The organism is Paenibacillus sp. P36, from assembly GCF_045866505.1.
GTDB classification, from domain to species: Bacteria; Bacillota; Bacilli; order Paenibacillales; family NBRC-103111; genus Paenibacillus_E; species Paenibacillus_E chondroitinus.
In genome coordinates, this window is record NZ_AP038372.1 from 7,646,230 (window position 1) to 7,670,148 (window position 23,919).

The following is a 23,919-nucleotide window of genomic DNA, read 5'->3' on the forward strand; positions in this document are numbered from 1 at the left end:
TTAATTAATCACCACATTTCCTTGAATATTTTTCTTATCGCCTCGCACATTTATAATTTGGCATTGAAACGAACACTCGCTTTGATTCCACGTCCATGTAAAAGGCCCTACACTCGCCGTACGCGGATCAACCATCAGAGTCTCTTTCGTAATACGGGCAATTTCCATTTCATTGGCTGGTTTGGATAATTGTCTGGCTATCAAATCATCAAACTCCTGACCATAAGCCCGTGAATAGGCCAGATAAGTATAACGCTGGGTGAGCAGAGCTTTCTGACACCATTGCAACCAAGCCTCCGTGTCGCTGCACTCGGCTATTCGTCCTGTCTGCGTCAACACGAACTCCCCAAGGGCATAATCAAACTTCGGACTACGTCCGAATCCAACTGTCCCCCTTCCCGTACCTGTTCCTAGCAATGGCAGCTCACTCTTTTCTGTAACCGCGAGCGGAAATAAATTCGGCATCTATTTCACCACCTTGCACAAAATTACGGCATCATTCCCATCATTCACAGGTATGGTCAGCACACGGTCCCCCACCTTCAAGCCGGATTGAAACGCAATCCGTACTTCTTCAACCTCTGATTCGGAAAAAGCAAATCTTCCTTGCCCGGTTACCGGCACATTACCACTGGTTAAGCCCGTAACCGTACCGCTGATCGTAAAAGACGGCAGAAACAGCTTGGTCATCCAATCCGCCACATAGTAGTCAGAAATCTCATGTTTGAAACCATCAAGTTTCAACCCGCCTGCTGTGATTGTCCCTAGCTCAGCGGGCATTCCTACTACAGCTGAGCTCGCGTGAACAGACATGCGGTTGTCTAAAGCAGCTGCCAGTTTTTTATACGGATTCATTCATATAAAACCTCCTTCGAACCAACTCAGGGCTGCCCAGTTCCAGCACCATTTTGCCGGGATCCCCAAGCTCGTGTCTGACCGTCATAGCAATCAACTCCATCCCGCTTCCAGCCAGATCGACCTTATCACCAGCACGAATAGTGTTAATATCGAGCGATGTTACACTAATTGTTTCCTGTATGCCGGAAAGCATGGCTTTCGCCGCTTCTTTGGCTTCGCTAATGGATCGATAGCTGCTGTCCTGCACGATTTTCTGCAGTGTACCCAGTTCGGCATACTCGCCTTCTTCGATAACTAAAACTTGGGCTGCGCTCTCATCTCCTGCATCTTTGGTCCCGAGTACTTTCACTTTGGTTACAGCACCTTCCAGCGTTCGTTTTTGCATGATGTTCATGACATTTTCACTCGGCTCCAGCGACCATACGACAGAGTTAGAACCGATTTCTACCAGCTCCAGACCGTTTACTGTCATACGTGGCCGATACATCGATCCGCCTTTCCGAGCGGTTTCTTTCAAATCTTTCATGATCATGTTGTAAATCGTCTCTGCTCGATAGATGGACTTCGCAAGCTTAACTTTTGTGTCCGGCAAATCCCCCACATTAATATTCCAGCCCGTGGCATAACGGCGTATGCGTTCACTTGCCGTCATTCCTGCGGGAAACACAAATTCATCCTCCGACTTAGCCAAATAAATCGTACGATCATACATCGTCACTGTCAGACGATCAGCCCGTTCATAGCTATTTTCGCACTGCCAGACAACGGCGGGATGGAGTAAATCTTCTTGCTTCGAACTACCGTAGGGTATGCCTACGACTCGTACATCCTGACCTGGTTTCATACCTGGAAAATCCGGAGTGACGACGATTGTAGCCTGTGCCCTGTATGAAATTTCATCAAGCGCCTCTTCAAGTGTCAGCTCATAAATGAAGTCTCGAAGCGCATAGGACCCATCCAGCCAAATATCATAAGATCCATCCGAAAGGTTATTTGTCATACCGGCATCACCAACTCCTGCCCAGGTAAAATCAGATCAGGATCGTCGCCGATAAGCGTACGATTCCCTTCGTAGAGGTCACGCCAGCGGCTGCCTGAACCGAGCTTCATTTTCGCAATAGACCAAAATGAATCACCCGGCTGTACCTGATAAGTAGCAGAAACCGGCTTAATATCAGGCCTTGTCTGTCCACCCGAACTGCCGCTGCGCTCATCCAGTGTTCTAATTTTGTATTCTTTCCATGTACGAAAAATGAGATCAAAATACACATCGCCGGGCTCCCCGCCCTTGAAGCTGCTATTATGAGCAGACAGCATTACAAGTACGTTGACATCTGTGCCAGTAATGATAAGCCGAAGCGGATCTCGCCCCTCCATCCACGTATTAAGCTGATTCATCGCCGTTTGGGGATCAGGCAGCTGCTTATATTTGCAATAACCCGCATCGTACACCGCCGGGAAAAAGGATGAGAAAGCAATCTCCTTCACTTTTACACCTTGCGGAACATCCAACTCACCGCCACGGATTATAGTGATGGTTTCAAAGCTCTTGTCGCGTCGAATATTAACTTCGGACGGATTTACCGGAAACCATAGAGAAATGCCGTTTGGATCCTCCAATGTAAAATTCATTTCTTTAGTATCCATAGGCTCGGCCTCCGTTCTCCGCACGATTTTGGATAGCTGCTCCAATTTGCATAACAATCTGGTGACCAATGGTAATTGCCAGTTCCTCCATGTCCACTTTCTCCTTCGGCATATTAACCGTAATACCATCCACAGAAATGTTGTAGTTTTTCGAAGTAACGCCTTCGCTCACACCAGCACTCGCTGCTGAAGCAGACATCAAAATAGTCTCGCGCCCTGCGGGCAACAGCTCAGTCCGCGCCTCTTTCGGAGGTTCTTTTTCTTTCCCCGAAAACCATTTATTGACGATCAACTCTCCTGCTTTATCCCCCAGCCAGCCACCGATAATGCCCCCAACAGCTGTACCGGCGCCAGGAACAATAGAACCGGCGAATGCACCCAGAGCAGCTCCAGCCACACCGGCTCCTGCTTGGATCGCAGCGCCTACTTTATTGTCCGAGGTCAGAATATCCAGTGCAGACAACCCGATACCTAGTGGTTTGAGCACTTTACCAGTCGTTCTGAGCAGCTTGGAGGCTCGGCTAAACTTACCTAACCGGTTAGACGTTCTTGGCTCAGCCGGATGTCCTCCTCTATCGCTTTGATCGATTTGACGACCTAGGTCCTGTCCGCCGTTTCTCGTTCTAACCCTAGATTTGTTCCTACCGCCGCCTGGGCTCGTATTTGTACGGTCACCTGCCCGTGTTCTGGTCCTGGCTCCCGCCTTATTCTTCGACCTCGCGCCTGTCTTGTTCTTCGTCTTGGTACCTGATTTGGATTTGGTCTTCGAATCGGCATCAGATTTCGTACGTTTACCGACATTATCCTTGCAAGGGTCCTTGCATTTCTCTTTCTTACCGCCGTTTCCGGCAAACAAGCCTTTTAGAATTTTGAGCCCCTGTGCAAAGCTTTTAAATCCATTGCCAAAAGCCTCGAAGGCCTCACCAAGTAACTTCACAATCTCGGCCATGATCAAAAGTCGGTCAAGCCACTTGTCCAGCTGACCTTTCTCAGGTGGGGCAGCAATGATTACAGCAGCAGTTGCTGAAGCGGACGCCGAAGCTTTCGCCTTTCCTTCCAAACTTCCGGAAAACTCGCCGCCAAGACCTTGCAGCAACTCTCGAAGATGCTTCGCCGTCTGAATAATTTGATCGTTGATCATTAGTTTCACATCAACCTTCGTATGTCCCAAGTCCGCCAGCTGCAACAGCATGCGGTCTATGACAAAAGAAAAGTAATCCCGACCTGCAATCGCAGGCCTTACCGTAATCTGGCTCAGCTTCGTTCCGGCCTCAGCCGCTTTATTAAATAAGCCTGTCAGCCGCTGCGTTGATGCTCCTGTCCGTTCTACCAAACTGCGCAATCGCTCTTGCGCAGCCATGACTCGTGCCAAATTATTAACCGTCACGATTTCACTCATCACTTCACCTCCTTGCGCGTTCACGCTCCCGCTCCAGCGCATGTTCATGCTCCAGCTCTAATTCCATACTGGCAAGCAGGAACTGCTGCTCCCCGCGAGGCAATGTCCAGAATACTCCGGGGCGCAGATGATGACGCATCCATATCGCGTGGAGCATCGCCGGCAGCCCCCCGGAGGTAATTAGTTTTTTACTTCATCCAGCGTTGTATTAAATCCGCTCAAGTCCAGCACTTCATCGCCAAGCGCAGACAGCTCGCCTGCGAGCAAGATGCGCTTAATCACTTCCTCACCGGAGCTGGCCTGGTACTTCGCAAGCAGCCGAGGGTCCCCCCAATTGGGGGAGACGGTTGCAGCGAAGATTAGAGCGACGTTGAACTGCTCTTCATCGAGCCGATCGGTCTGTACACCTCGACGATCGGCACGTTCTGTGCATCGTTCACGGAGTGTGAACACCTGCTTTCCAGTCAGACCTCGCAGTAAAATGGGAACACCGAATCTAGCGATTGTCACGGTTTTCTCCGGGAGTTGATCAGCCTCAAGCAGCTTTTGCAAAATTTGTTCATCTGTTAACATCATTTATTCCTCCTTAAGCTCAACTGATTAAATAGCCCTGATAGGATCATTAAGCGTGTAGCCTTCAAATGTAAATGCTACTTCTTCCTTCACTTCCTCCCCTGCTGTCCAATTGGCCAACTGAAGCTTATCCAGCATGACATTGTTGAGCGTAATCCGCTCGAAACCATATGCATCAGGATCATTCAACTTGGATACAAGACTAAATTTGTCAAATCCTCTGGCGATCATATCGCTCGTAACTTTGAAACCGCTGAGTGTCCCGGTGCCTTTCATAGCACCTTTTTTATGCCGAACCCACGGGTCTCCCGCAAGCTGGAGCTCTTTCTTCTGCATCTCCACATTCGCTTCCAAATGATTGAAATTAGTCTGCCATACACCACCGATAAATACCGAACCATATGTTCCTAAAATTACTCTGCTCGCATCTAAACTCATTCGTAATCCCCCTTAATGTACGATAAAAGTGCCAAAAATTTGTTCCATCACATCGGTCAACTGCGCATCCCACTTGATATATACTTGATCAGGTTCTGGTGTCAGTTCAGCGGTTTCTCCGTAATAAGCCGGGTCCAGATACACATCGAAGCTCGTTGCTTCAATGACGCCGGCTTGTGCCAATGTCTGCATATACTGCTTGGCTGACTCCACCAGAGCAAGACGACCTTCCTCCGTGTTATTTACTTTTCCGATATACCCCTCTTCCGCTGTTCGCAGAAGATCCTGATTGATGGCATCCATAACACGAATCGTACGGATTTTCTTCCAAGCTGCATTTTGGCCTTGGCGCAATGAAACGAGTGAATTCATTCCACGCAGCGATTTCACTCTCTGGCCGTCATGATACAGCAGGAAAACGCCGTTTTTCACTGAACTCTCCTGTTCGCTGCGCGTCCATCTCCGTGTCACATCACTGAACGGAGCAGCCGCGTAAGTCGTAGATTCACTCAGCTTTTGACCCGCAATCAGCCCCGCTACATAGGCTGCTACCCATGCCGAGCTATAGCTTGTACCCGCGAGAATCGCTCCTGTCCCGATATTGACAATTGCTTCATGATTGAACAAAGCGCTGCGTGCCGCTGCCCGACTGGCTGCATCAGAAGCGGTATCATCAGCGGTAGAACCGCCAAGTACCGTTGTGATGCCTTTCCCTTCAGAACGCAAACGACTCGTCCAAGCAGCAACCGATGCTTGAATGCCCGTATCTGTGACTCCATCCAGCGCAAGCACATGGAATTCCTGTGTCTCTAGTGCGCTTAGAGCATTCAGGTAATCCGCTGAGGCAATCCCGCTGATACCCGAACTGCCGCCAGTTAGCGCACTGCCTGAGACGGCAGCTAGCGTACCATTGCCAGGGGCAAGAACGGTTGCTGTCAGCCAAGGATTACTGCCGTCTTGATTTAAAGCATCTGCTGCAGCCTGAACGGTCCCCCCCGAGAATGTAAATGTCTTCAGAACAGAGGAGCCTTCAAGCAGCTTCAAATCCTTTTTCGAAGCATCCACGGCATTCGTCTGAATAATGACCGAGAAGCCGTTACCTCGCGCACCTTCGTACTTAGCTTCTAATTTCAATACATTGGCCGACGCCGAATCTTTCAGCGTTAAAGCTGCTTTGGCTGCTGTGGCATCCGCAATTCGGTAAGCCAACACCTTCTTCGGCTTACCCAGCAAGGCCAGCTTCAAAATTGCTTGCGCGGAAGCCGAGCCGCTTTGATCGCGACCGAAAGCATCATAGATGCCCTGCTCACTCGTAATTTCAACAAACTGTCTCACGGCTCCCCAATTTGCTTTAACCGGCACAGCAACAATACCTTGACTTCCAGGCAAGATTGCACTTAACGCCGCCGCCTCAAAATTCATATAAAATCCTGGTAATACCGGTCGATCCGTTCCACTCCAAGTTCCACCCGCCATTATTCCTGCACCTTCCTTTGTAAAAAGTTTTGAACCGCTTGATTGACATATGCGATTGCATACATCGTTTCGGAATCTCCTTGTAAGGCACCAACGATCACTTCCGGTGCACAATCAAAGAGCTCTCTAGAATTTGTCATTAGCTCTTCTTTGTCATACATCACGATTTCATCACTCGTATTGCTGCTTGTTTGTGTTTTGTTTTGTTTCAAAATCAGTCACCTCTTTATTAAATTTTTGGTTCAGTATGCACACCAGCTATCAACGGACTTGCACCAGGTGTGACCCCGGCAGCACCTGTCAATGTCACTGTCAGCACGCCCGTTGACAAATCACCGGAGCGAATCGCTGCTTGAGCTTCCAGCACTGTTAACCATCTGTCGCCTAATCCACCAAGTGGCAATTTGGCCTGCTCAGCCAAGCCAAGCATCAGCACTTGCGCTGCCAGCTGGTATTCACTTGCCGATCTAGCGGCAATTTGACCGACGAATTGCTTGGACAGCTGCTGAACACCTCGCGAGGCTGCTGCGCTGTGCCAACCTGTACACTGCCATGAGACTGCGGGTCGGCAGGTACCGTTGAAACCGCGATAGACACGCCATTGCACGCCAAGTGCGGTTTCCGTGAATTGTGAAATAGCTTCCAGCCACGATTCGACGACAGGCTTGATCTGCTTAAGCAGGAAGACGGCTTTCATAGAAGTTCTGCCTTGTGCATCTAAAGCTTGTCCTGCCGGCAGCGACGTAATTTGTACCGTATACAGTCCACCATCCACCTGAATGGTACCCTCCTCCGGCTCCAACATGCGGCCAATGAGACGCCAAATTTTCTCCTGCGCACCCTCAGCGGTTGCGCTTCTAACCAGCAGGCTCAGCTTGCGCCAACTGCCAGGAGCGTCCAGCTTGAATTCCGCGCTGCCCCCGACATGGCAAAGGGTAATAGCCTCATCGGAGCTCTGAGAATCGCTATCCACAAACAGATCCGTGCCGAGCGTTCCCTCTCCTTTCGCTTGTAAAAACAGCGCCAATTGTTTGGCCATGTTAATCATTCATTCTCTCACCTCTTTTCTTGTTTTGTTTTGAAATTCAAAACATTTTTTTCTTTACCTCAACCACATCCTTTCATCTACTCCCAATGAGCCTTGCTTAAAGACTTCAGGAGATTGATTACTTCGATCTTCTTCAGCAGCATCACCGCCTTCTTGGTCTACACATCGATCTTACCACGCCTCCACTCCCTTGCATTGCCAACAAGCGGCCAACTAGCAACCACATTAACCAAGTGTCCGGACCACCTCCGCCCTAAGCATATAGGCCAGTTTCTCCATCGCACGTGCCTTCACCCTTCGATAGGTACGCTCGCTCATATTCACCTCGTAACATAGTAAGTAATCCAGCACTTTCTCCTTCTGCAAGTAGCGTCTCCGTATAATCTCCTCCTCCTGCTCGTCCAGCCGCGACAGCGCCTGCTCAACCTCAGCATATAAGAGCGCTGCCTGCTCCTCCCGTGCAGATGCCACGATATATTCAGCAGACATTTCCGCCACCTTATGCACATCATGCATCCCACCGTCTCTGCGAACACTTCCGAGCGTGTAGTACAAACGAACGGTCTCCAGCAGACTCTCCACCCTTTTCCGCGTAGCCCGCTTGTCGATCTGATCTTGCTCTATGTGTAAAACTTGTTCCAACATCCTCATCATCTCCCAAAATTTGTCGTTTTGAAATTATAAACAAATCATACGCTAAACTTGTTTATAATTTCAACACAAAAGTTTTGAGAAACGAAAAAAATACTTGTTTTTTGCACCTCAAACCATTTACAATAAGGAACAGGTGATGAATCGATGAAAGATATGGTCCAGTTCGGCCTTCAAATCCGGCAGCTGCGCAAGATGAACCATCTTACCCTTAGAGAGCTTGGAGAGCGGTCCGGTGTTAGTTATTCATTTATTAACTCCATAGAAAATAACCGCTTCAATCCATCCAGGGAAACGGTCATTGCGTTAGCTGATGCGCTTAATCGCGCTGACAAGGACGAGCTCTTGCTGCTCGCTGGCTTTGCGCCGACGGATGAAGAGTCACTGGATACCCCTTCCGGACCCGGGGTTAGCGATATCGATGATCCTGAGGTCAGCCTATTCTTTAAGGACTTCCAAAGTGCGCCTAAGGAACGACGGGACGAAATGCTTCGGTTCTGGCACTTCATCAAAGAGCAGCAGATTAACCGTACGCCGGATAGTGAGCAATAGTACATATGATAAGAAGTTAAGCCCCTCGGGCTTTTCTTTATCCCTATAAATCGAACATATATTCTCATTTTAATCATAACGAGGTGTTTTCCCTGTTTACTCACTATCAAACAACCCCTCTGGAACAATGGGTCGAAGCTTTATATGAACAGCATGAAATCACAATGCCCTCTCAGCTTTGCATGACGCATTTGGCGGCTAAGCTGCGCATTTGGGTGTATACCATGGATATGAACAGTATGGCGATCGAAAGTAACGGGCAGTTCAGCATTAACGTTGACCGTCGCCTCTCCCCCAAGGAACAGTGGGAAGATTTCTTGCACGAACTCTGTCATGTTCTTCGGCACTCCGGCAACCAGATGGCAATGCCTGATCGTTATGTAAATTGGCAGGAGCAGGACGCATCTGCTTTCCAACTCTACGCGGCGCTCCCCCTCCCCATGCTGAGAAACCTCGCGCTGCCCGAGAACAAAAATGAATTGATCGCCTATCTTTCTGAAGAATTCCAAGTCACTTACCGGCTTGCCAAAGCGCGGATCGACCAAATTGAGAGGCGCGTCCTGCAGGGATCCCTGGACTACGAGTTTCAGCAATATACTCAGAATCAGTCAAACAAGAAATACGATCCGTCCAATTGGTCAGAAGCCACCCGTTTAATCATGAACAAGCTGGAGTTTTTAAAATCTAGGGGGGTGCCCGCAGGTGGCAAAGCTAACCGTCTTTTATGATTATCATGAAGAGGGCATCGTTCCGATCCTTCTATTGCTGCGGTTTCGGCCAAACGAGCTTGATTTCAGCAAAAATTCGCTCTATGTGCCGCTGGGATCACCTTTTCAGCAGCTGAACATGGAGGAGATTAACGAGTTCGATGCCGGCATCACCGTGCTGTTGGAGGACCTCATCGTCCATCCGGAGCGTCCCCACGCCATTGGTATTTCCCTCTCCAGTTTAAAGCTTCGACATGCTACACATCTAGAAGGACTCTTCGATATCCAACAGCTATGGCTGCGGATGAATGATATCGAAGAGGTGCTTCAGATGGAGGTCCGCACTTTGTACCCTTGGAGTGACTCTCGCAAGCTCCCCAAATAAAAAAAATCCCACACATCCATGAACAATGTTCATCCGATGTATGGGATAGGATTACCTATTCACTAATATAAGAGCAAATATAATCGCTAACTGTTTTCACATCAAGCTTGAATTTTGCATTCGCTGGAACCGTGAATTCACCTTGTCCCTTGATGCTGATCCATTCACTGCTGCCTGGAAGAAGTACGTTCAGCTCACCAGCTTGGATTTCCATAATTTCTTTCACATCAGTTCCGAATTCATACTCACCCGGAAGCAAAATTCCCAAAGTTTTTTTCGTACCATCCGCGAATTGTACCGTGCGGCTTGTTACTTTACCGTCAAAATAAACGTTAGCTTTCGTCAATACTGTTACATTTTCAAAGCTGGACATGATCAATAGTTCCCCCTCTAAAATGGCTATAAAATAAGGCCAAGCCCACGCATGGTGGGCTATGGCTTTGTGAATAACGCGGCTATGTTTGTTCTAAGCCAATAGAGCTTTAACTCTAGCTGCAACGTTCTCTGGTGAGAAGCCGTACTCTTTCAGAACCAAATCGCCAGGCGCGGATGCACCGAACGTGGAAATGCCCAAGATGGAACCTTCATCGCCAACATAACGTTCCCAACCAAGTGGGAATGCCATCTCAACAGCAAGACGCTTTTTGACATCTGGAAGAATGACGGAGTCTTTGTATTCTTTGGACTGTTTCTCGAACAGTTCCAAGCTCGGCAAGCTGACAACGCGAACGTTGATACCTTCAGCTTGAAGCAGCTTTTGCGCCGCGACAGCCAATTGTACTTCGGATCCTGTTGCAAGAATTTGAGCATCCGGCTTACCGTTAGCTGCATCGGATACTACGTATCCACCTTTGCTCAGGTTCGCTTTCGCACCTTCAACCGTTCCTTCGAGGATCGGCAGATTTTGACGAGTCAATACGAGCGCAACTGGTCCTTTAGCTTCAGCAACCGCATAACGCCATGCTTCGGAAGTTTCGTTACCGTCCGCAGGACGAATGACTGTAATGCCCGGAATAACACGAAGCGCTGGCAATTGCTCAATCGGCTCATGTGTCGGTCCATCTTCACCAACTGCGATACTGTCATGTGTAAGAACATAGATAACCGGAAGCTGCATAAGTGCCGCTAGACGGATAGACGCACGCAGATAATCGGAGAACACGAAGAATGTTGCACCGTATACTTTCACGCCGCCGTGAAGTGCCATACCGTTCATGGCTGTACCCATACCGAACTCACGAACACCAAACCATAGATTGCGGCCCGCATAGTTGCTTGCGCTATAGTTGGACTCGCCTTTGATCATCGTATTATTGGAGCTCGCCAGATCCGCGGAGCCACCAATCAATTGTGGAAGCAAAGGAGCAATCGCGTTGATCGCATTACCGGAAGCGACACGAGTTGCCATAGGCTTGTCCGAAGTGCTGTAAACCGGAAGGTTTGCATCCCAACCTGCAGGCAGTTCGTTATTAACCGCTGCACTGAATTGGTTACCCAATTCCGGATAAGCTTTAATGTAATCATTTAAAAGAGTGCTCCAAGCTTGTTCAGCTGCAGCGCCTTCTTTACCAATTTCCGCATAGTGGGCACGAACTTCATCAGGAACCAAGAAATCCGGTTCTTCCGGCCAGCCATATGCTTGTTTCGTCAATTTCACTTCGTCGCCGCCAAGTGGGGATCCGTGAGGTCCGACGTGTCCGCCTTTTCCACCTTTGTTCGGGCTACCGAAACCGATTGTTGTTTTCACTTCAATCAACGTCGGACGAGTTGTGTCAGCTTTCGCTTCAGCAATCGCTTTGGAGATTGCAGCCAGATCATTCTGCTCTTCTACACGCAGCACTTGCCAGCCATAAGCTTCAAAACGTGCCTGCACGTTTTCGGAGAATGCCATATTTAGCTCGCCATCCAGCGAGATATCATTTGAATCGTAAAGCATAATCAATTTGCCCAGTTTCAGGTGAGCCGCCAAGGATACCGCTTCAGAGGAAACGCCTTCCATCATGTCGCCATCGCCACAGATCGCGTATGTATAATGGTCGATAACAGGGAAGTTTTCTTTGTTATATGTCTCTCTCAAGTGAGCTTCCGCCATTGCCATACCTACGGCCATACCAATCCCTTGTCCAAGTGGACCGGTTGTTGCGTCAACACCTGGCGTGTGACCGTATTCCGGATGTCCTGGTGTTTTGCTTCCCCATTGACGGAAGTTTTTGATCTCTTCGATCGGCAAATCATATCCACACAAGTGAAGAAGGCTGTATAGGAGCATGGAGCCATGACCCGCAGAAAGTACGAAACGGTCACGATTAACCCATTTCGGATTCGCCGGGTTGTGCTTCATATGCTGCTTCCACAGCACATACGCCATTGGAGCAGCCCCCATGACCATACCAGGGTGACCGGATTTAGCTTTCTCAACGGCATCGATACCTAACGTACGAATCGTGTCAACTGCTAATTGTTCGATTGTTTTATTTGTTACTGTCATTTCGAAAATTCCCTCCTATATGTCTCTACTTACCTAAGTCTTAACTTGTACATACAAGTGACTTTTCTCGCTTGCATTATTGTACCATTTGCTTTGAGGCTTTGCCACAATAAACCGTTAAAACTCGTCGGATTTGCGCATACCAGCAAAAAAGACTGCATCCTCAATTGGATACAGCCTAGTTTTCCCATCAATTGAAAACAACAGTCTTATTATTATGAACAATAATGCGATCTTCCACATGCCATGCAACAGCTCTGGCTAGAACGATCCGTTCAATATGGCGGCCGATTCGCTTCAAGTCTTCCACATTATCGCGGTGGCTAACCCGTTGAACGTCCTGTTCAATAATAGGGCCGCCATCTAATTCTTCCGTCACATAATGTGCGGTTGCGCCAATAATTTTCACGCCGCGGTTATGCGCTTGGGCATACGGCTTGCCACCTACAAAAGCAGGCAAGAAAGAATGGTGAATATTGATGATGCGATTGGAGTAATGCTTGATGAAAGACGGTGAGACGATCTGCATATAGCGGGCCAGAACAATAGCGTCCACTTTGTCCCCCACTACTTCCAGCTGGCGGCGCTCCGCTTCAGCCTTCGTATCTGCCGTAACCGGAATATGGTAATACGGAATACCGAAAGGCTCTACCAGCGATTGCATGTCTGGGTGATTGGAAATCACCATTGCAATATCCGCATTCAAATCGCCTGCACGCCAGTGCCAAAGGAGCTCAAGTAAAGCATGATCTTCCTTCGAAACAAAGATCGCAATACGCTTCTTCTGACTAGCAAGTGACAGGCTCCAATCCATGGAGAACTTGTCAGCAACGACAGAGAAAGCTTCTTTCAATTGCTGCACGCGGTTTTCTAGGTCATCCAAGTCAAACTCGATGCGGATGAAAAACATCCCGCCTTCCGGATCCATCGTATACTGGTCGGACTGCACGATATTCGCGCCATATTCAAACAAAAACTGTGACACTGCCGCCACGATGCCCGGCTGATCCGGACAGGAGATCAACATTCTTGCTCTATTCGCCCATTCGCTCTCCCTGCGAGTCAGACTGTTTGCATTTCCCCGTTCCATGTGAATCCCCCTAGTTGCTTTCTACTCGAAAGTTATCTGTATCTGTATTAAGCCTTCTTCAATATATCCTGACCGGCAAGCCAAACGATAAGACGTTGGTTAAGCTGCTCCTCGCTTAGGTCGGACAACAATCTTTCTTCATGCAAAATATCGTACAAGCGTTCTAACGGCTCGCGGCCGTCCGCTTTTTTCGCTTTCGCATCGTTTTTAAGAATCTCCCAAGTTTTCAGCACATAATCGCGGAAATGAATATCCTTTTTGCCAAACATATGGTCGATCCGCTCTACATGATCCAGGAACTCTTCGCCGAAGCGGCCTTTGAGGTTACCGGACAAAAGGGCGATCTCCGCCTCGTACATTGGACGCTGTGTTTTGTCTTCTTTTCCGATCCAAGGCGTCTCTAAAATCATCGGCAAATGCTGCAGCTTCTCATGATTAGCCACATTGTTCATTGCTTCAAAGCCGATCCAGCCTGAGCCTAACGGCGCATGACGGTCTTTTGAAGCCCCGCGAGGATTCTTACTGTCGTTTAAGTGAACGACGCCTAGTTTCTCTAAGCCAATGACTTTATCGAAATGGTGTAGAACGCCATCCAGATCATTAACAATATCATAACCGGCATCGTGAATATGGCAAGTGTCCATACAAACCGTCAGTTTGTTGTTAAACTCCACGCGCTCCATAATTTCCGCAATTTCCTCGAAGCTGCGGCCAATTTCGGTGCCTTTGCCAGCCATAGTTTCCAGCGCAATATTAACGTCTGTGTCCTTCACGCCAGCCAGTACTTCGTTCAAACCTTCAGCGATACGTTCAATACCGTACTCTGCATCCTTGTCTGTATAGGCGCCTGGGTGAAGAACGATATTGCGCACACCGATGTAGGCCGTCCTGCGAATCTCTTCTTGAAGGAAACGAACAGCCAGTTCAAAGGTATCCTCTTTATAGGAACCCAAGTTAATGATGTAAGGAGCGTGAACGACAATTTCGTTCATTGCATGCTTGTCCATCACAGCTTTGCCTTCTTCAATGTATTGATCTTCAATGGGTTTGCGGCGCGTATTTTGTGGTGCGCCTGTGTATATCATAAACGTGGAAGAACCGTATGAAACTGCTTCTTCAGCTGCATTTAACAAGCCTTTATCTGAGAACGAAACGTGTGAGCCAATTTTGGGCATGGTTCATTGCTCCTTTATTGAGTGTCTATCTACTACCTTCCTATTTTACTCGGATTGTCGCAAGAAATCTAGAAATAAGGTATAATTCTTATCATATATGACCGTTTGGTAGTGAGGTGACAAATAAATGGCTAACGATTTTTTCATGTGGTTCATTATTTTCTGGGTGTTTGTCCTGCTATTCTTCATGTCTGTAGGCGGATACTTCATGTTTCGCAAGTTCCTGAAGGTGCTCCCCAAAGAGGACGGAAAGTCGAAGCTTGATTGGCAAAATCATTACGTCGACAACTCTCGCCATCTTTGGACAGAAGACTCCAAATCATTCCTGGATCAGCTGGTTTCTCCCGTGCCAACAGCTTTTAGAGATATTGCCAAGCATTCCATCGCGGCTCGCATCGGACAGGTTGCTTTGGAGGCAAACGCCAATGAGGTAACGAGAGCTCACTGTATCGAGGGGTACATTCTTGCGACTCCGAAGCGTGATTACCGCAGCTTGACCAGCTTCCTTGAGAGAGAGCAGATCGACTATAGCGCCTACAAGCATTTGCTTCAGTAAAATGAAAAAGCCACCCCTTATAATTAAGGGATGGCTTTATTTATTATGACGGCTGTCAAACAGACTCATGGTCATGCCTCCTATGTTGTAAATAAAAATGCGGAGGCTTCAAAACCGGAATAACAAATCTGCGAATTTCCGGACAACTCAGCACTTAATTTCTCCAAACGCTCATTGGCGCAGTCCTTGCAGTGACACAGAGGGATCGTAGTCTTATAATACCCTGTTTTGAACACTTTCTCCGCGTTGTTTCTGGACATCACCGATTCGCATTTCACGCAAAACACCATATCTAAGTTAAACATAAATTTCTCCCCTTTACTGAATCTTAATGTCGTTTATTGTTACATTATGTATATATAAATGATTATAAGATACATTTCGTAACTTAACAAGGGGTTTGTTCCTATTAACAGATATAATTGACCACAACGTCATCATAATATCGATCTGGTTCGTAGCTTTTTGTGATTCTGGCAAATTCTTTATTATGTAAAGTTGCAAGTTGATTTATTTCATAAAGCAATTCGAATTCTACGTAGTCATTAGGTTGAACTGCCGCTTTATACAAATAAATATCTTTGTGCTTACTCACAAGGTCTATGCAACCCTCGCAATGGAACGTTCGATTCGCAACGATAAGCTCAAAACCGTATATGATTTCGTTATCCGTAGGTAATATCAATGAACTTTCGAAAGTAAATTGTGACTTCTCTAATTCCAAAATATCGATTAGTGCATACTTCGTATGTATATTTCTCCCATACATTTGAACAATTGTTAATTTACCTTCTAAAGGGGTAGTCAGTGTTAACTTGCTTCTTTTTCCGATCGTCAAAGCCTTCACACCACCTTAATACATATTGTATCTAGTCAAATGAATCTTTGCTTTGTTATAATGGTTTTCTGGTATATTTGGTTAAACACCGTGGATATAATGGTAGAAAAATAAACAGTGAGGAATGATCAAGCTGAAGTATGGAGACCGTATTGCCCTCTTACGTGAAAAAAGAGGACTGACCCAAGAAGAATTATCCATTAAAATTGGTATATCCAGGGCATCCCTTTCTCACTATGAAACAAGCCGTCGCGAGCCCGATTACGAAACCATTAATAAAATAGCGAACTTTTTTAATGTTTCCATTGACTATTTGCTTGGACGCACGAACCTTCAGCAAACTGTTCTTGATAACGATGTTCGGGACTTTGTAGAAAATCTTGATTTAACAGATGAAAATATTTTGCAAAAGTTTTCATTAACCGTTGATGGCCGAAAGCTTTCGCCAGATGAAGCCAAACGGTTCATTGCCTTTGTAAGGGCTGAGCGTTCGTTGGAGTAGTTGATTGCCGAGCAAATTGGACTTTATGAGCCTGAAATTTCTGTTTGTCGATGCCAAGATAGAGAAGAATCTGATGAATATCGATTGAAATCTTAAGTTCTTGATTCATATGTGGACCTACTCCCAACGCTCAGCTTTTCTTAAAAAGTAAAAATTCATTCTCCGTTACTTGCGATACGTTATGTATCTGTCATGAGGCAGAATAGCGATGTTCGCCTGCTCCTACTTATTTACACCGATATACTTCAAGGTGACGGATGGCGCGGACTGATTAAACAAATCTCTAAGTACAGAGACATTTTTCGTTTTTAAATAGTAATGATAGCCATATGTTTTACGGAGTGTGTGAGTCCCAATATCTGTTAATCCAACTTGTTTCGCCGCTTGATTTAAAATTCGATACACGCGAATTCTCTTGATGGGATTGCCCGTTCGTTGGGACGGAAATAAGTAATTATCCTCGTCCATATATTGAATATACTCCTTGATAAAGGCCTTAAGCTGTGAAGAAAGCTGGAATGTCTTGACTTTACCCGTTTTTTCCTCCCGAACACTTACCACATTTCGATCCCTCACATCTTTTACTTTCAATGATAGAAGATCGCTGAGATGGAGTCCGGAATTAATCCCGATTGTAAAGAGAAGCCAGTCCCGAATTGATTGTTCTTTTAAAACTTCTTGTAATTGTTCAATTTTCTCTTGATCTCTTATCGGTTGAACAACTTGCATGAATAGCACCTCACATGACCATAATCAAATTTCATTGTATGTATCCATTTTTTGCTATTACATATGAACTCAAGGTACTCTATTCTATCAATCCTCCTAATTATTGTATGTTACATATTGTATCACAAATTTGATAAATGATCTATGCCTTTTCCTGTTCTCAAAAGCTAATATCTACGGTATAATTCTTAATAAAGAACGTTTTCATCCTTTAACAACTCATGGAGGGAGGCCACGTACATTGTTAAAAATTGCTAGGTTTCTATTCATCCTTCTCATTTTCAGCGCTATAACGTTTCCAGTATCCGCTTACGCTTCGGGTTATGAGTCAAGCACTTCTCAGAAAAACAGTTTTTTATCACAGTTTACTTCTTTGTTTAATCTGAGTAAGTTATTTAGTTCAAGTACATACCAGAATAACAATAACAATAGTAATAACAACAATAATAACAATAATAATCACAGCAACAGTAACAGTAATAGTAATAGCAACAACAACAATCATAACAATAACAGCAACAATAATAACAACAATCACAACAACAATTGGTATGAAGACTGCTGGGACGACATCGATTGGGATAATAATGATTGCCCGGATTCCTACGATATTTGGAAAAAGTGGTTCTGCTATTAACCAACAAAAAACTCCGTCAGCATCAGCTGGCGGAGTTTTTGTCGGTTATGGCTGCTTCGTTTCCAGGACAAACACGGTAATTTCAGGCCGGCAATTGAACCTTATTGGAAACAATGTAGTTCCTATGCCGCGGTTTGTATAAACGTGAAATTCACTTTTTTCGAAGGTATAAAGTCCTACCTCATATTTTTGTCCCAGATCTGGTGTAAATAGGCTCCCGTAAAAAGGAATCCGAATTTGTCCGCCATGACTATGACCTGAGAGCTGCAAATCAACAGGAAATTTCAAGGCAGTATCTGCGAAATCTGGCTCGTGTGCAAGCAGCAGCACGAACTCGTCTTCTTTGGTACCTTTTAAGGCGAGAGGCAGATCCGGTTTACCATGGAACATTTCATCTATTCCTGCTATCCATAATCGGCTATTTCCGCGTACAATCGACTTATTTGCGTTGACTAGCACAGTAAAGCCTGATCGTTCAAGTACATCCTTGACCCGCCCAGGGTCCAGGCGCATATCGTGATTGCCGAGAACCGCGTATTTGCCCAATTTGGCTTGAAGCCGCGATAGAATCGGAATCACATCGTCACTTATTTGACCATAATTAGAATCAAATAAATCTCCTGTAAAACAAATCAAGTCAGGCTTTTGCCGTTGAACCAGCTTGACCACGCGAGCCAATTGGTCCAAGCTATAGTACTTACCGAGATGTGTGTCGCTGAACTGAACAATGCGCATGCCCGCGAATGCTGCCGGATACCGACGATACGCAAGTGGAACTGTTTTTAACTGAATCCAATACCTCTCACCGAAAATGCTATATAGACCGCTTACTCCCGCAAGCGCCACCAAAGATCCTACCGCAGACATACTATACTTAAGAAACGCCCTGCGATTCATACGTTTATTGGTCACTAGATGTCCCCTTCCCTTACGAGTATCTCTAGGTCTAACTGCGGAGGATCATGCGGAATATGTCGAGGGGAATCACATAAACGTCGATACAATTTGTATAATTTTAATATGATCGGGATTGATTTCACGGAAAAAACGTGCGATAATAAATTACCAGATACGATTTGTATCACAAAGAATGCTTTGGAGGGGTCACTTGTGAATCATCAGATGCATCAGACGGATTTGGAAGAACTTGATACGGAGTGGATCGAACTTATTATGAACGCACGTAAGATGGGTTTTACGATGGACGAAATTCGCGCATTCCTAAGAAGCCCTTTCCAAACGACTCAAAAATCACAAAATTCAGCTGAAAATGATCCTTGTATGTCCCCATAGATCTACACAAGGTTATCTGGATTATTCATCGTTAGGCCGCTTCATTCTCCATTTGTTAAAATCCAGAAATTCACGAAACTGCTGCTTATCAACCCCAGATGACATGGCTTCTTTAATAATGTCATACCATTCCTGATCGAGCTGAGGCCCATCCTGAGATGTCTCATCCTGCTCATCGATTAATCTCTCGACAGGCACTTTAAGGACAGCTGCAATTTTCTCAAGAAACTGAATAGAAGGATTCTTCTGAATATCCCGCTCCAAGCTGCTAATATAAGATTTAGCAACCCCTGCACGTTCAGCGAGTTCTGTCAATGACAGGCCCTTCTCTTTCCTCAATTGTTGTACGCGTTTTCCAATCATTTCATATCTTCCCTTATCTCAAAGTGATGGATGCTCTCATAATTATATCAGAATTCCCTTCAAAGAACAAATATGTTTCTTATTAAGAACAATAAGAAAAAAGCCCCCTGCGGGGCTTTTGCTTCTTGCTATGATTCATCTATAACAGCAGTCAGGATCGTGCAAACCGATGACTTCAGAATACTCACTAGTTAACTTTATCATTATGCCATTTCATGAACTCTATCAAAATTTTTAATTCATGAATGCGTTCTTTGGCGATACCGGATTGTTTCAAATCAGCTATAAAATCCATCCATTCTTGATCCAGTTGATGATTCGTTCCCGTATCTTCCGTAATTTTCAGTAAGAGCTTAAGATCCACATTAAGAACCTCTGCGATTTTTTCTATCACATGAATGGAGGGGTTCTGTTTAAGATTTCTTTCAATATTGCTTAAGTAGGATTTGGAAATACCTGTCCGCTCTGAGAGCTCAGACAATGTGTACCCCCTCTGCTTCCGTATACTTGAAATATTTTGACCGATCATGGTTATCATCACTCCACGGTGACACTTTTGGCAAGATTTCTTGGCTTGTCAACATCGCAACCTCGATATACGGCTGCATAATAGGCAATTAATTGTAACGGAATGACCGAAACCAGCGGGGTAAGATGCTCGTGAATAGCAGGAAGGACGATCTGATCGTGTTTTTCTTCCATCCCCTCCATGCTGATCATACAAACATGAGCACCTCGTGCCAGAACTTCTTGGACGTTGCTCCTAATATTGCCCCTAATATGAGATTGGGTTAACAGTGCAATAACGGGCGTGCCCTCTTCAATTAAGGCAATGGTTCCATGCTTTAATTCTCCGCCGGCGAATCCTTCGGCTTGAATATATGAAATCTCCTTAAGCTTTAATGCGCCTTCCAGACATGCGTAGTAATCCATGCTTCGCCCTATAAAAAAGCAGGTGCGTGACGCATTCAAATACTTCCATACGTTCTCTTCCATCATCTCCTTCTTGTTAATCATAATTTCCATCGCATTCGCGGCAATACTTAACTCGTGGAAAGGGTTGGTTTCCTGATTGATTCCTTTTGCACGCGCGCTGTCAAATGCGAGTATCGCTAATACAGCAATTTGTGCTGTATAGGCTTTTGTTGAGGCTACCGCGATTTCGGGTCCGGCATGAGTGAGCAACGTGAAGTTCGCTTCACGTGATAACGTGGAACCTGATACATTGGTAATCGTTAATGTCGGATAGCCCATTTGCTTGATGGCTACTAATACACCTCTGCTATCCGCCGTCTCACCGCTTTGAGAAATAAAGATAAAAAGTGGGTTCTTGGAGAGAATCGGTCTATTATACAAAAATTCACTTGCGATATGAGTTTCAACGGGAATCTCGGCTATTTTCTCAATCAACTGTTTACCGACCAATCCGGCATGATAACTTGTTCCGCAAGCAATGATATAGATCCGATCCGCTTCCTTCATGCTATTGCGAATACTAGGATCGATAACCAAATCTCCATTGCCATCTTGGTATTTGGACACGATTTTACGAATGACAAAGGGCTGCTCGTCAATTTCTTTCAGCATATAATGCGGATATATCCCTTTCTCAATATCGCTAGCATCAAGCTTGACTTGAAAAGGCCTCCTCTGCATGAGCTCTCCGCTCAAGGTTTTAATCGTTTTTGAATGTTGGCGAAGAATGACCATCTCCTCATCCATCAATTCCACGAACTGATTCGTTAGCTGCAGCATCGCAATAGCATCGCTTGCAATAACATGAAAATCTTGGCCTAGTCCAATGAGCAAGGGGCTTTTATTTTTACCAACATAAATCGTATGGATATCTTCGTTATCTAATAAAGCAACGGCGTAAGAACCTTTCATTGTGACGAGCAATTGCCGAAAAGCTTCTTCAACCTCTAAGCCGCTTTCCACTAATTTCTCCATCAACTGTACAATCACTTCTGTATCCGTATCGCTTGCGAAAGGTACTCCAGATAGAAGCTGCTCCTTGATTTCCTCGAAGTTTTCAATAACCCCATTATGGACAATAGTGAAGCGACCGCTGTTGCTTTGATGAGGATGTGCATTCCTGCGGCTAGGTTTGCCATGTGTCGCCCATCTTGTATGACCAATACCAACTAACGCTGTCTCCTGTTGATCAATCACATCATTAAGGGCAGCTATTCGTCCCTGTTCTTTATATATATGTGTACCTCTTTCATTCAATAAAGCAATTCCGGAAGAATCGTACCCTCTGTATTCCAGTTTCTCTAAACCTTTAATCAAGATCGCTTTCGCGTCCTGATTACCGATATATCCTACAATTCCACACATTTTAAATCTCCTTTAAAATAAAATTCTTAATAAAGAACAATCGAGTAATAATTCGCTATAAATTGAATACATGCTCCAATTCCCACATAAGTTTTTAAAAAGGGAGGGATTCTGTCATGTATTCACTTTCGACGAGTGTATGGAAAAAGGCGCAGCGTACTTACCATAAGGTCTTGCATGCATACAATTCCATACTTTATAGAGACTGCCTTGATATAGAAATGAAAGAAGCATTATTTGAAAAGATGCAGCATCACAGACAGAAGATGAATGAAGGCGCTTAAGCATGGCGTAATGTTAAACACTAAGGCTTTTGGCCTTAATCAATGACTCCTTGATGCATGCGATAACCCGCATCTGCTCATCTTCCGACAAACTGGATCCGGATGGTAGACAAAGTCCCCTTTTAAACAATTGCTCGGAAATAATCTCATTGTCACTATGCGGGTAAAACTTAACCCCTTCGAATAGAGGCTGCATATGAAGCGGTTTCCAAACTGGACGTGCCTCGATATTCTGTTCCGCCAGTGCTCCCAATAACGCATCAACTGATACACCGGCTTCATTTTCGTCCAAAGTTAACACAGTAAGCCAACGGTTCGAACGCGTATTGGGCAGCTCGGGCATAAACGCGATGCCTGGAACATGCGCTAACTCTTGAACATATCTTTTGAAGATCGCTCTTCTGGCGTTAACTCTTTCTTCCAGCACCTCTAACTGAGCTCTACCAATCCCGGCGAGCACATTGCTCATCCGATAATTATAACCAGTCTGGCTATGTTGATAGTGGGGCGCATAGTCGCGCGCTTGGGTCGCCAGGAAACGAGCTTTATTCAGCTCCTCGCCTTCGTTGGAAACCAGCATCCCCCCGCCGGAGGTCGAAATAATCTTATTGCCATTAAAGGAATAGATGCCAAACTTCCCGAATGACCCGCTCGCTCTCCCTTTATACGTGGAGCCCAACGATTCCGCTGCATCCTCGATTACAGGGATATCAAACGTTTGGCAGATCGCCAAGATTTCATCCATCTTCGCACTTTGGCCATACAGATTAACAACGATGACTGCTTTGGGCAGTTTCTTTTCTTGAGCAGCATCGTATAAGGCACGTTCTAGCGCTTGAGGGGACATGTTCCACGTTTCTGGCTCCGAATCAATAAATACCGGTGAAGCTCCCAAATAAACAATCGGATTGGCACTTGCAACAAAGGTTAGACTCGAACAAAAAACCGTATCCCCTGCTTGAACATCCAGCAGTCGCAGAGCCAAATGAATAGCCGCCGTTCCGGAGCTGACCGCAGCCGCGTCGTTAACCCCCACATAGGAGGCAAGCTCTTTCTCAAATGCATCGACATGGGGGCCAAGAGGAGCGATCCAATTGGTATCAAAAGCATCTTGAATATAAGTCATTTCATTCCCGCTCATGTGGGGAGGGGAAAGATATATTCTTTTTGTATGCGTGAACACAGGCTATGCACTTCCTTTATTTGGGTTCTTGGGACAAAAAAAGCGCCCTGGGCGCTGTTAGGCGAACTTTCGGCTGCTAATAATTTTGGCCGGAGTTCCTACTGCTGTACTATTCGTCGGGATATCACTAATGACGGTGGCACCTGCTCCGATAATCGCCCATTCTCCGATGCTTTTCCCAGGAATGACGGTCGCTCCCGCACCAATCATAGTCCCTTCTTTTACAATCACGGAACCGGTAAGTGTAGCTTTAGGAGCAATGTGGGCATAGTCACCAATGTGATTATCGTGCTCTACGATGGCACCCGAGTTAATAATCACATGATCGCCAACGCATGTATCGGCACTGACAATGGTGTTAGCCATAATAACTGTACCATTCCCTATAGAAGCACTCGAACTGACAATCGCTGTGTGGTGAATGAGTGAAACATAGTTTTCCTTGGCTAGGCCAAGCTTTGTCACAATCGACTTTCGAACCTCGTTATTCCCGATCGCAATCACAAATTTAAGATGATTCATTCGACTCAATAAAAGATGTGCGGAAGAGGTCGGCCCTATATATATCTCATTGATTACAGATAATTCGTCATACTTGTCATCCAAAACGGCAATGATTTTAACATCACTTTTTGAATGTACCAAATCCTTGATGACCTTGCTGTGGCCACCCTCACCAATAACGACTAAATCCAACCTGTACCAAA

At 45.8% G+C, this 23,919-nt stretch carries 31 protein-coding genes; 6 read left to right on the forward strand and 25 right to left on the reverse strand.

What is annotated here, in order from left to right; genetic code table 11:
• The 12 genes from ACKTT9_RS33570 to ACKTT9_RS33625 all read right to left on the reverse strand — a co-directional run bounded on the left by ACKTT9_RS33570 (nucleotide 1) and on the right by ACKTT9_RS33625 (nucleotide 8,084).
• Nucleotides 1-465: a DUF2634 domain-containing protein gene (locus ACKTT9_RS33570; protein ID WP_407869406.1), complete on the reverse strand. Its 465-nt coding sequence runs from the start codon at nucleotides 463-465 to the stop codon at nucleotides 1-3.
• On the reverse strand, nucleotides 466-855 hold the full coding sequence (locus ACKTT9_RS33575) for a hypothetical protein (protein ID WP_407869407.1): 390 nt from the start codon (nucleotides 853-855) through the stop codon (nucleotides 466-468).
• Entirely contained in the window at nucleotides 842-1,858 is a 1,017-nt protein-coding gene (locus ACKTT9_RS33580; RefSeq protein WP_407869408.1) for a phage portal protein, read from the reverse strand. The genes ACKTT9_RS33575 and ACKTT9_RS33580 overlap by 14 nt, the downstream gene beginning before the upstream one ends.
• Nucleotides 1,855-2,505, reverse strand: a complete 651-nt coding sequence (locus ACKTT9_RS33585) for a LysM peptidoglycan-binding domain-containing protein (protein WP_407869409.1) — start codon at nucleotides 2,503-2,505, stop codon at nucleotides 1,855-1,857. The genes ACKTT9_RS33580 and ACKTT9_RS33585 overlap by 4 nt, the downstream gene beginning before the upstream one ends.
• A complete protein-coding gene (locus ACKTT9_RS33590; protein ID WP_407869410.1) occupies nucleotides 2,495-3,904 on the reverse strand; it encodes a hypothetical protein in 1,410 nt (469 codons plus the stop codon). Before ACKTT9_RS33590 ends, ACKTT9_RS33585 begins: the two co-directional genes overlap by 11 nt.
• A 4-nt stretch (nucleotides 3,905-3,908) precedes the next feature.
• The gene (locus ACKTT9_RS33595) at nucleotides 3,909-4,061 is read right to left on the reverse strand and encodes a hypothetical protein (protein ID WP_164819622.1); all 153 of its coding nucleotides are present in this window, start codon (nucleotides 4,059-4,061) and stop codon (nucleotides 3,909-3,911) included.
• Nucleotides 4,062-4,084: 23 nt separating this feature from the next.
• Entirely contained in the window at nucleotides 4,085-4,480 is a 396-nt protein-coding gene (locus ACKTT9_RS33600) for a phage tail assembly chaperone (RefSeq protein ID WP_127455469.1), read from the reverse strand.
• A gap of 24 nt (nucleotides 4,481-4,504) precedes the next feature.
• Entirely contained in the window at nucleotides 4,505-4,915 is a 411-nt protein-coding gene (locus tag ACKTT9_RS33605) for a phage tail tube protein (protein WP_127455468.1), read from the reverse strand.
• A 12-nt stretch (nucleotides 4,916-4,927) separates the two neighbouring features.
• The gene (locus ACKTT9_RS33610; protein ID WP_407869411.1) at nucleotides 4,928-6,391 is read right to left on the reverse strand and encodes a phage tail sheath subtilisin-like domain-containing protein; all 1,464 of its coding nucleotides are present in this window, start codon (nucleotides 6,389-6,391) and stop codon (nucleotides 4,928-4,930) included.
• On the reverse strand, nucleotides 6,391-6,603 hold the full coding sequence (locus ACKTT9_RS33615) for a hypothetical protein (RefSeq protein ID WP_407869412.1): 213 nt from the start codon (nucleotides 6,601-6,603) through the stop codon (nucleotides 6,391-6,393). Before ACKTT9_RS33615 ends, ACKTT9_RS33610 begins: the two co-directional genes overlap by 1 nt.
• Before the next feature lie 17 nt (nucleotides 6,604-6,620).
• Nucleotides 6,621-7,439, reverse strand: coding sequence for a minor capsid protein (locus tag ACKTT9_RS33620; RefSeq protein ID WP_407869413.1), 819 nt, complete (start codon nucleotides 7,437-7,439; stop codon nucleotides 6,621-6,623).
• Nucleotides 7,440-7,664: 225 nt separating this feature from the next.
• Nucleotides 7,665-8,084, reverse strand: a complete 420-nt coding sequence (locus ACKTT9_RS33625; protein ID WP_407869414.1) for an ArpU family transcriptional regulator — start codon at nucleotides 8,082-8,084, stop codon at nucleotides 7,665-7,667.
• 153 nt (nucleotides 8,085-8,237) lie between these two features.
• Between ACKTT9_RS33625 and ACKTT9_RS33630 the strand changes: the two genes are divergently transcribed.
• The 3 genes from ACKTT9_RS33630 to ACKTT9_RS33640 all read left to right on the forward strand — a co-directional run bounded on the left by ACKTT9_RS33630 (nucleotide 8,238) and on the right by ACKTT9_RS33640 (nucleotide 9,734).
• Nucleotides 8,238-8,642 carry a helix-turn-helix domain-containing protein gene (locus ACKTT9_RS33630; protein ID WP_407869415.1) on the forward strand — a complete coding sequence of 135 codons (405 nt, stop codon included), beginning with the start codon at nucleotides 8,238-8,240 and terminating at the stop codon, nucleotides 8,640-8,642.
• 182 nt (nucleotides 8,643-8,824) lie between these two features.
• Complete coding sequence (locus ACKTT9_RS33635; RefSeq protein WP_407873166.1) at nucleotides 8,825-9,370, forward strand: ImmA/IrrE family metallo-endopeptidase; 546 nt, start codon at nucleotides 8,825-8,827, stop codon at nucleotides 9,368-9,370.
• Nucleotides 9,345-9,734 carry a hypothetical protein gene (locus ACKTT9_RS33640; RefSeq protein WP_407869416.1) on the forward strand — a complete coding sequence of 130 codons (390 nt, stop codon included), beginning with the start codon at nucleotides 9,345-9,347 and terminating at the stop codon, nucleotides 9,732-9,734. The genes ACKTT9_RS33635 and ACKTT9_RS33640 overlap by 26 nt, the downstream gene beginning before the upstream one ends.
• Before the next feature lie 55 nt (nucleotides 9,735-9,789).
• Here ACKTT9_RS33640 and ACKTT9_RS33645 read toward each other — a convergent pair whose 3' ends face one another.
• The 4 genes from ACKTT9_RS33645 to ACKTT9_RS33660 form a co-directional block, all read right to left on the reverse strand.
• Nucleotides 9,790-10,107, reverse strand: coding sequence for a pyrimidine/purine nucleoside phosphorylase (locus ACKTT9_RS33645; RefSeq protein WP_127455460.1), 318 nt, complete (start codon nucleotides 10,105-10,107; stop codon nucleotides 9,790-9,792).
• A 93-nt stretch (nucleotides 10,108-10,200) separates the two neighbouring features.
• Nucleotides 10,201-12,222: a transketolase gene (gene tkt, locus ACKTT9_RS33650; protein WP_127455459.1), complete on the reverse strand. Its 2,022-nt coding sequence runs from the start codon at nucleotides 12,220-12,222 to the stop codon at nucleotides 10,201-10,203.
• A 190-nt stretch (nucleotides 12,223-12,412) separates the two neighbouring features.
• A complete protein-coding gene (purU, locus tag ACKTT9_RS33655) occupies nucleotides 12,413-13,312 on the reverse strand; it encodes a formyltetrahydrofolate deformylase (protein ID WP_407869417.1) in 900 nt (299 codons plus the stop codon).
• A gap of 47 nt (nucleotides 13,313-13,359) precedes the next feature.
• Nucleotides 13,360-14,487, reverse strand: coding sequence for a deoxyribonuclease IV (locus tag ACKTT9_RS33660; RefSeq protein ID WP_407869418.1), 1,128 nt, complete (start codon nucleotides 14,485-14,487; stop codon nucleotides 13,360-13,362).
• Between the two features lie 127 nt (nucleotides 14,488-14,614).
• Between ACKTT9_RS33660 and ACKTT9_RS33665 the strand changes: the two genes are divergently transcribed.
• Entirely contained in the window at nucleotides 14,615-15,043 is a 429-nt protein-coding gene (locus tag ACKTT9_RS33665; protein WP_157317953.1) for a DUF2621 domain-containing protein, read from the forward strand.
• An 80-nt stretch (nucleotides 15,044-15,123) separates the two neighbouring features.
• On the opposite strand, the gene ACKTT9_RS33670 is transcribed toward ACKTT9_RS33665, so the two are convergent.
• Both ACKTT9_RS33670 and ACKTT9_RS33675 read right to left on the reverse strand, forming a co-directional pair.
• A complete protein-coding gene (locus ACKTT9_RS33670; protein ID WP_407869419.1) occupies nucleotides 15,124-15,348 on the reverse strand; it encodes a hypothetical protein in 225 nt (74 codons plus the stop codon).
• 104 nt (nucleotides 15,349-15,452) lie between these two features.
• Nucleotides 15,453-15,881, reverse strand: a complete 429-nt coding sequence (locus ACKTT9_RS33675; RefSeq protein WP_407869420.1) for a hypothetical protein — start codon at nucleotides 15,879-15,881, stop codon at nucleotides 15,453-15,455.
• Between the two features lie 133 nt (nucleotides 15,882-16,014).
• Here ACKTT9_RS33675 and ACKTT9_RS33680 point away from each other — a divergent pair, with 133 nt between their 5' ends.
• Nucleotides 16,015-16,383, forward strand: a complete 369-nt coding sequence (locus ACKTT9_RS33680; RefSeq protein WP_174806797.1) for a helix-turn-helix domain-containing protein — start codon at nucleotides 16,015-16,017, stop codon at nucleotides 16,381-16,383.
• Between the two features lie 222 nt (nucleotides 16,384-16,605).
• On the opposite strand, the gene ACKTT9_RS33685 is transcribed toward ACKTT9_RS33680, so the two are convergent.
• Both ACKTT9_RS33685 and ACKTT9_RS33690 read right to left on the reverse strand, forming a co-directional pair.
• Entirely contained in the window at nucleotides 16,606-17,112 is a 507-nt protein-coding gene (locus ACKTT9_RS33685) for a tyrosine-type recombinase/integrase (RefSeq protein ID WP_127455452.1), read from the reverse strand.
• A 682-nt stretch (nucleotides 17,113-17,794) separates the two neighbouring features.
• Nucleotides 17,795-18,661, reverse strand: coding sequence for a metallophosphoesterase (locus ACKTT9_RS33690; RefSeq protein ID WP_407869421.1), 867 nt, complete (start codon nucleotides 18,659-18,661; stop codon nucleotides 17,795-17,797).
• Between the two features lie 198 nt (nucleotides 18,662-18,859).
• Between ACKTT9_RS33690 and ACKTT9_RS33695 the strand changes: the two genes are divergently transcribed.
• Nucleotides 18,860-19,042 (forward strand): anti-repressor SinI family protein, encoded by a 183-nt coding sequence (locus ACKTT9_RS33695; protein ID WP_309492628.1) that lies wholly within the window; start codon nucleotides 18,860-18,862, stop codon nucleotides 19,040-19,042.
• A gap of 21 nt (nucleotides 19,043-19,063) precedes the next feature.
• On the opposite strand, the gene ACKTT9_RS33700 is transcribed toward ACKTT9_RS33695, so the two are convergent.
• The 5 genes from ACKTT9_RS33700 to ACKTT9_RS33720 form a co-directional block, all read right to left on the reverse strand.
• Nucleotides 19,064-19,405 carry a helix-turn-helix domain-containing protein gene (locus ACKTT9_RS33700; RefSeq protein ID WP_127455449.1) on the reverse strand — a complete coding sequence of 114 codons (342 nt, stop codon included), beginning with the start codon at nucleotides 19,403-19,405 and terminating at the stop codon, nucleotides 19,064-19,066.
• 187 nt (nucleotides 19,406-19,592) lie between these two features.
• Complete coding sequence (locus ACKTT9_RS33705; protein WP_407873167.1) at nucleotides 19,593-19,943, reverse strand: helix-turn-helix domain-containing protein; 351 nt, start codon at nucleotides 19,941-19,943, stop codon at nucleotides 19,593-19,595.
• The gene (gene glmS / locus ACKTT9_RS33710; RefSeq protein ID WP_407869422.1) at nucleotides 19,943-21,745 is read right to left on the reverse strand and encodes a glutamine--fructose-6-phosphate transaminase (isomerizing); all 1,803 of its coding nucleotides are present in this window, start codon (nucleotides 21,743-21,745) and stop codon (nucleotides 19,943-19,945) included. The genes ACKTT9_RS33705 and glmS overlap by 1 nt, the downstream gene beginning before the upstream one ends.
• 297 nt (nucleotides 21,746-22,042) lie before the next feature.
• A complete protein-coding gene (locus tag ACKTT9_RS33715) occupies nucleotides 22,043-23,155 on the reverse strand; it encodes a DegT/DnrJ/EryC1/StrS family aminotransferase (protein ID WP_407869423.1) in 1,113 nt (370 codons plus the stop codon).
• Between the two features lie 114 nt (nucleotides 23,156-23,269).
• Nucleotides 23,270-23,908: an acetyltransferase gene (locus ACKTT9_RS33720; protein WP_407869424.1), complete on the reverse strand. Its 639-nt coding sequence runs from the start codon at nucleotides 23,906-23,908 to the stop codon at nucleotides 23,270-23,272.
• Between the last annotated feature and the right edge of the window lie 11 nt (nucleotides 23,909-23,919).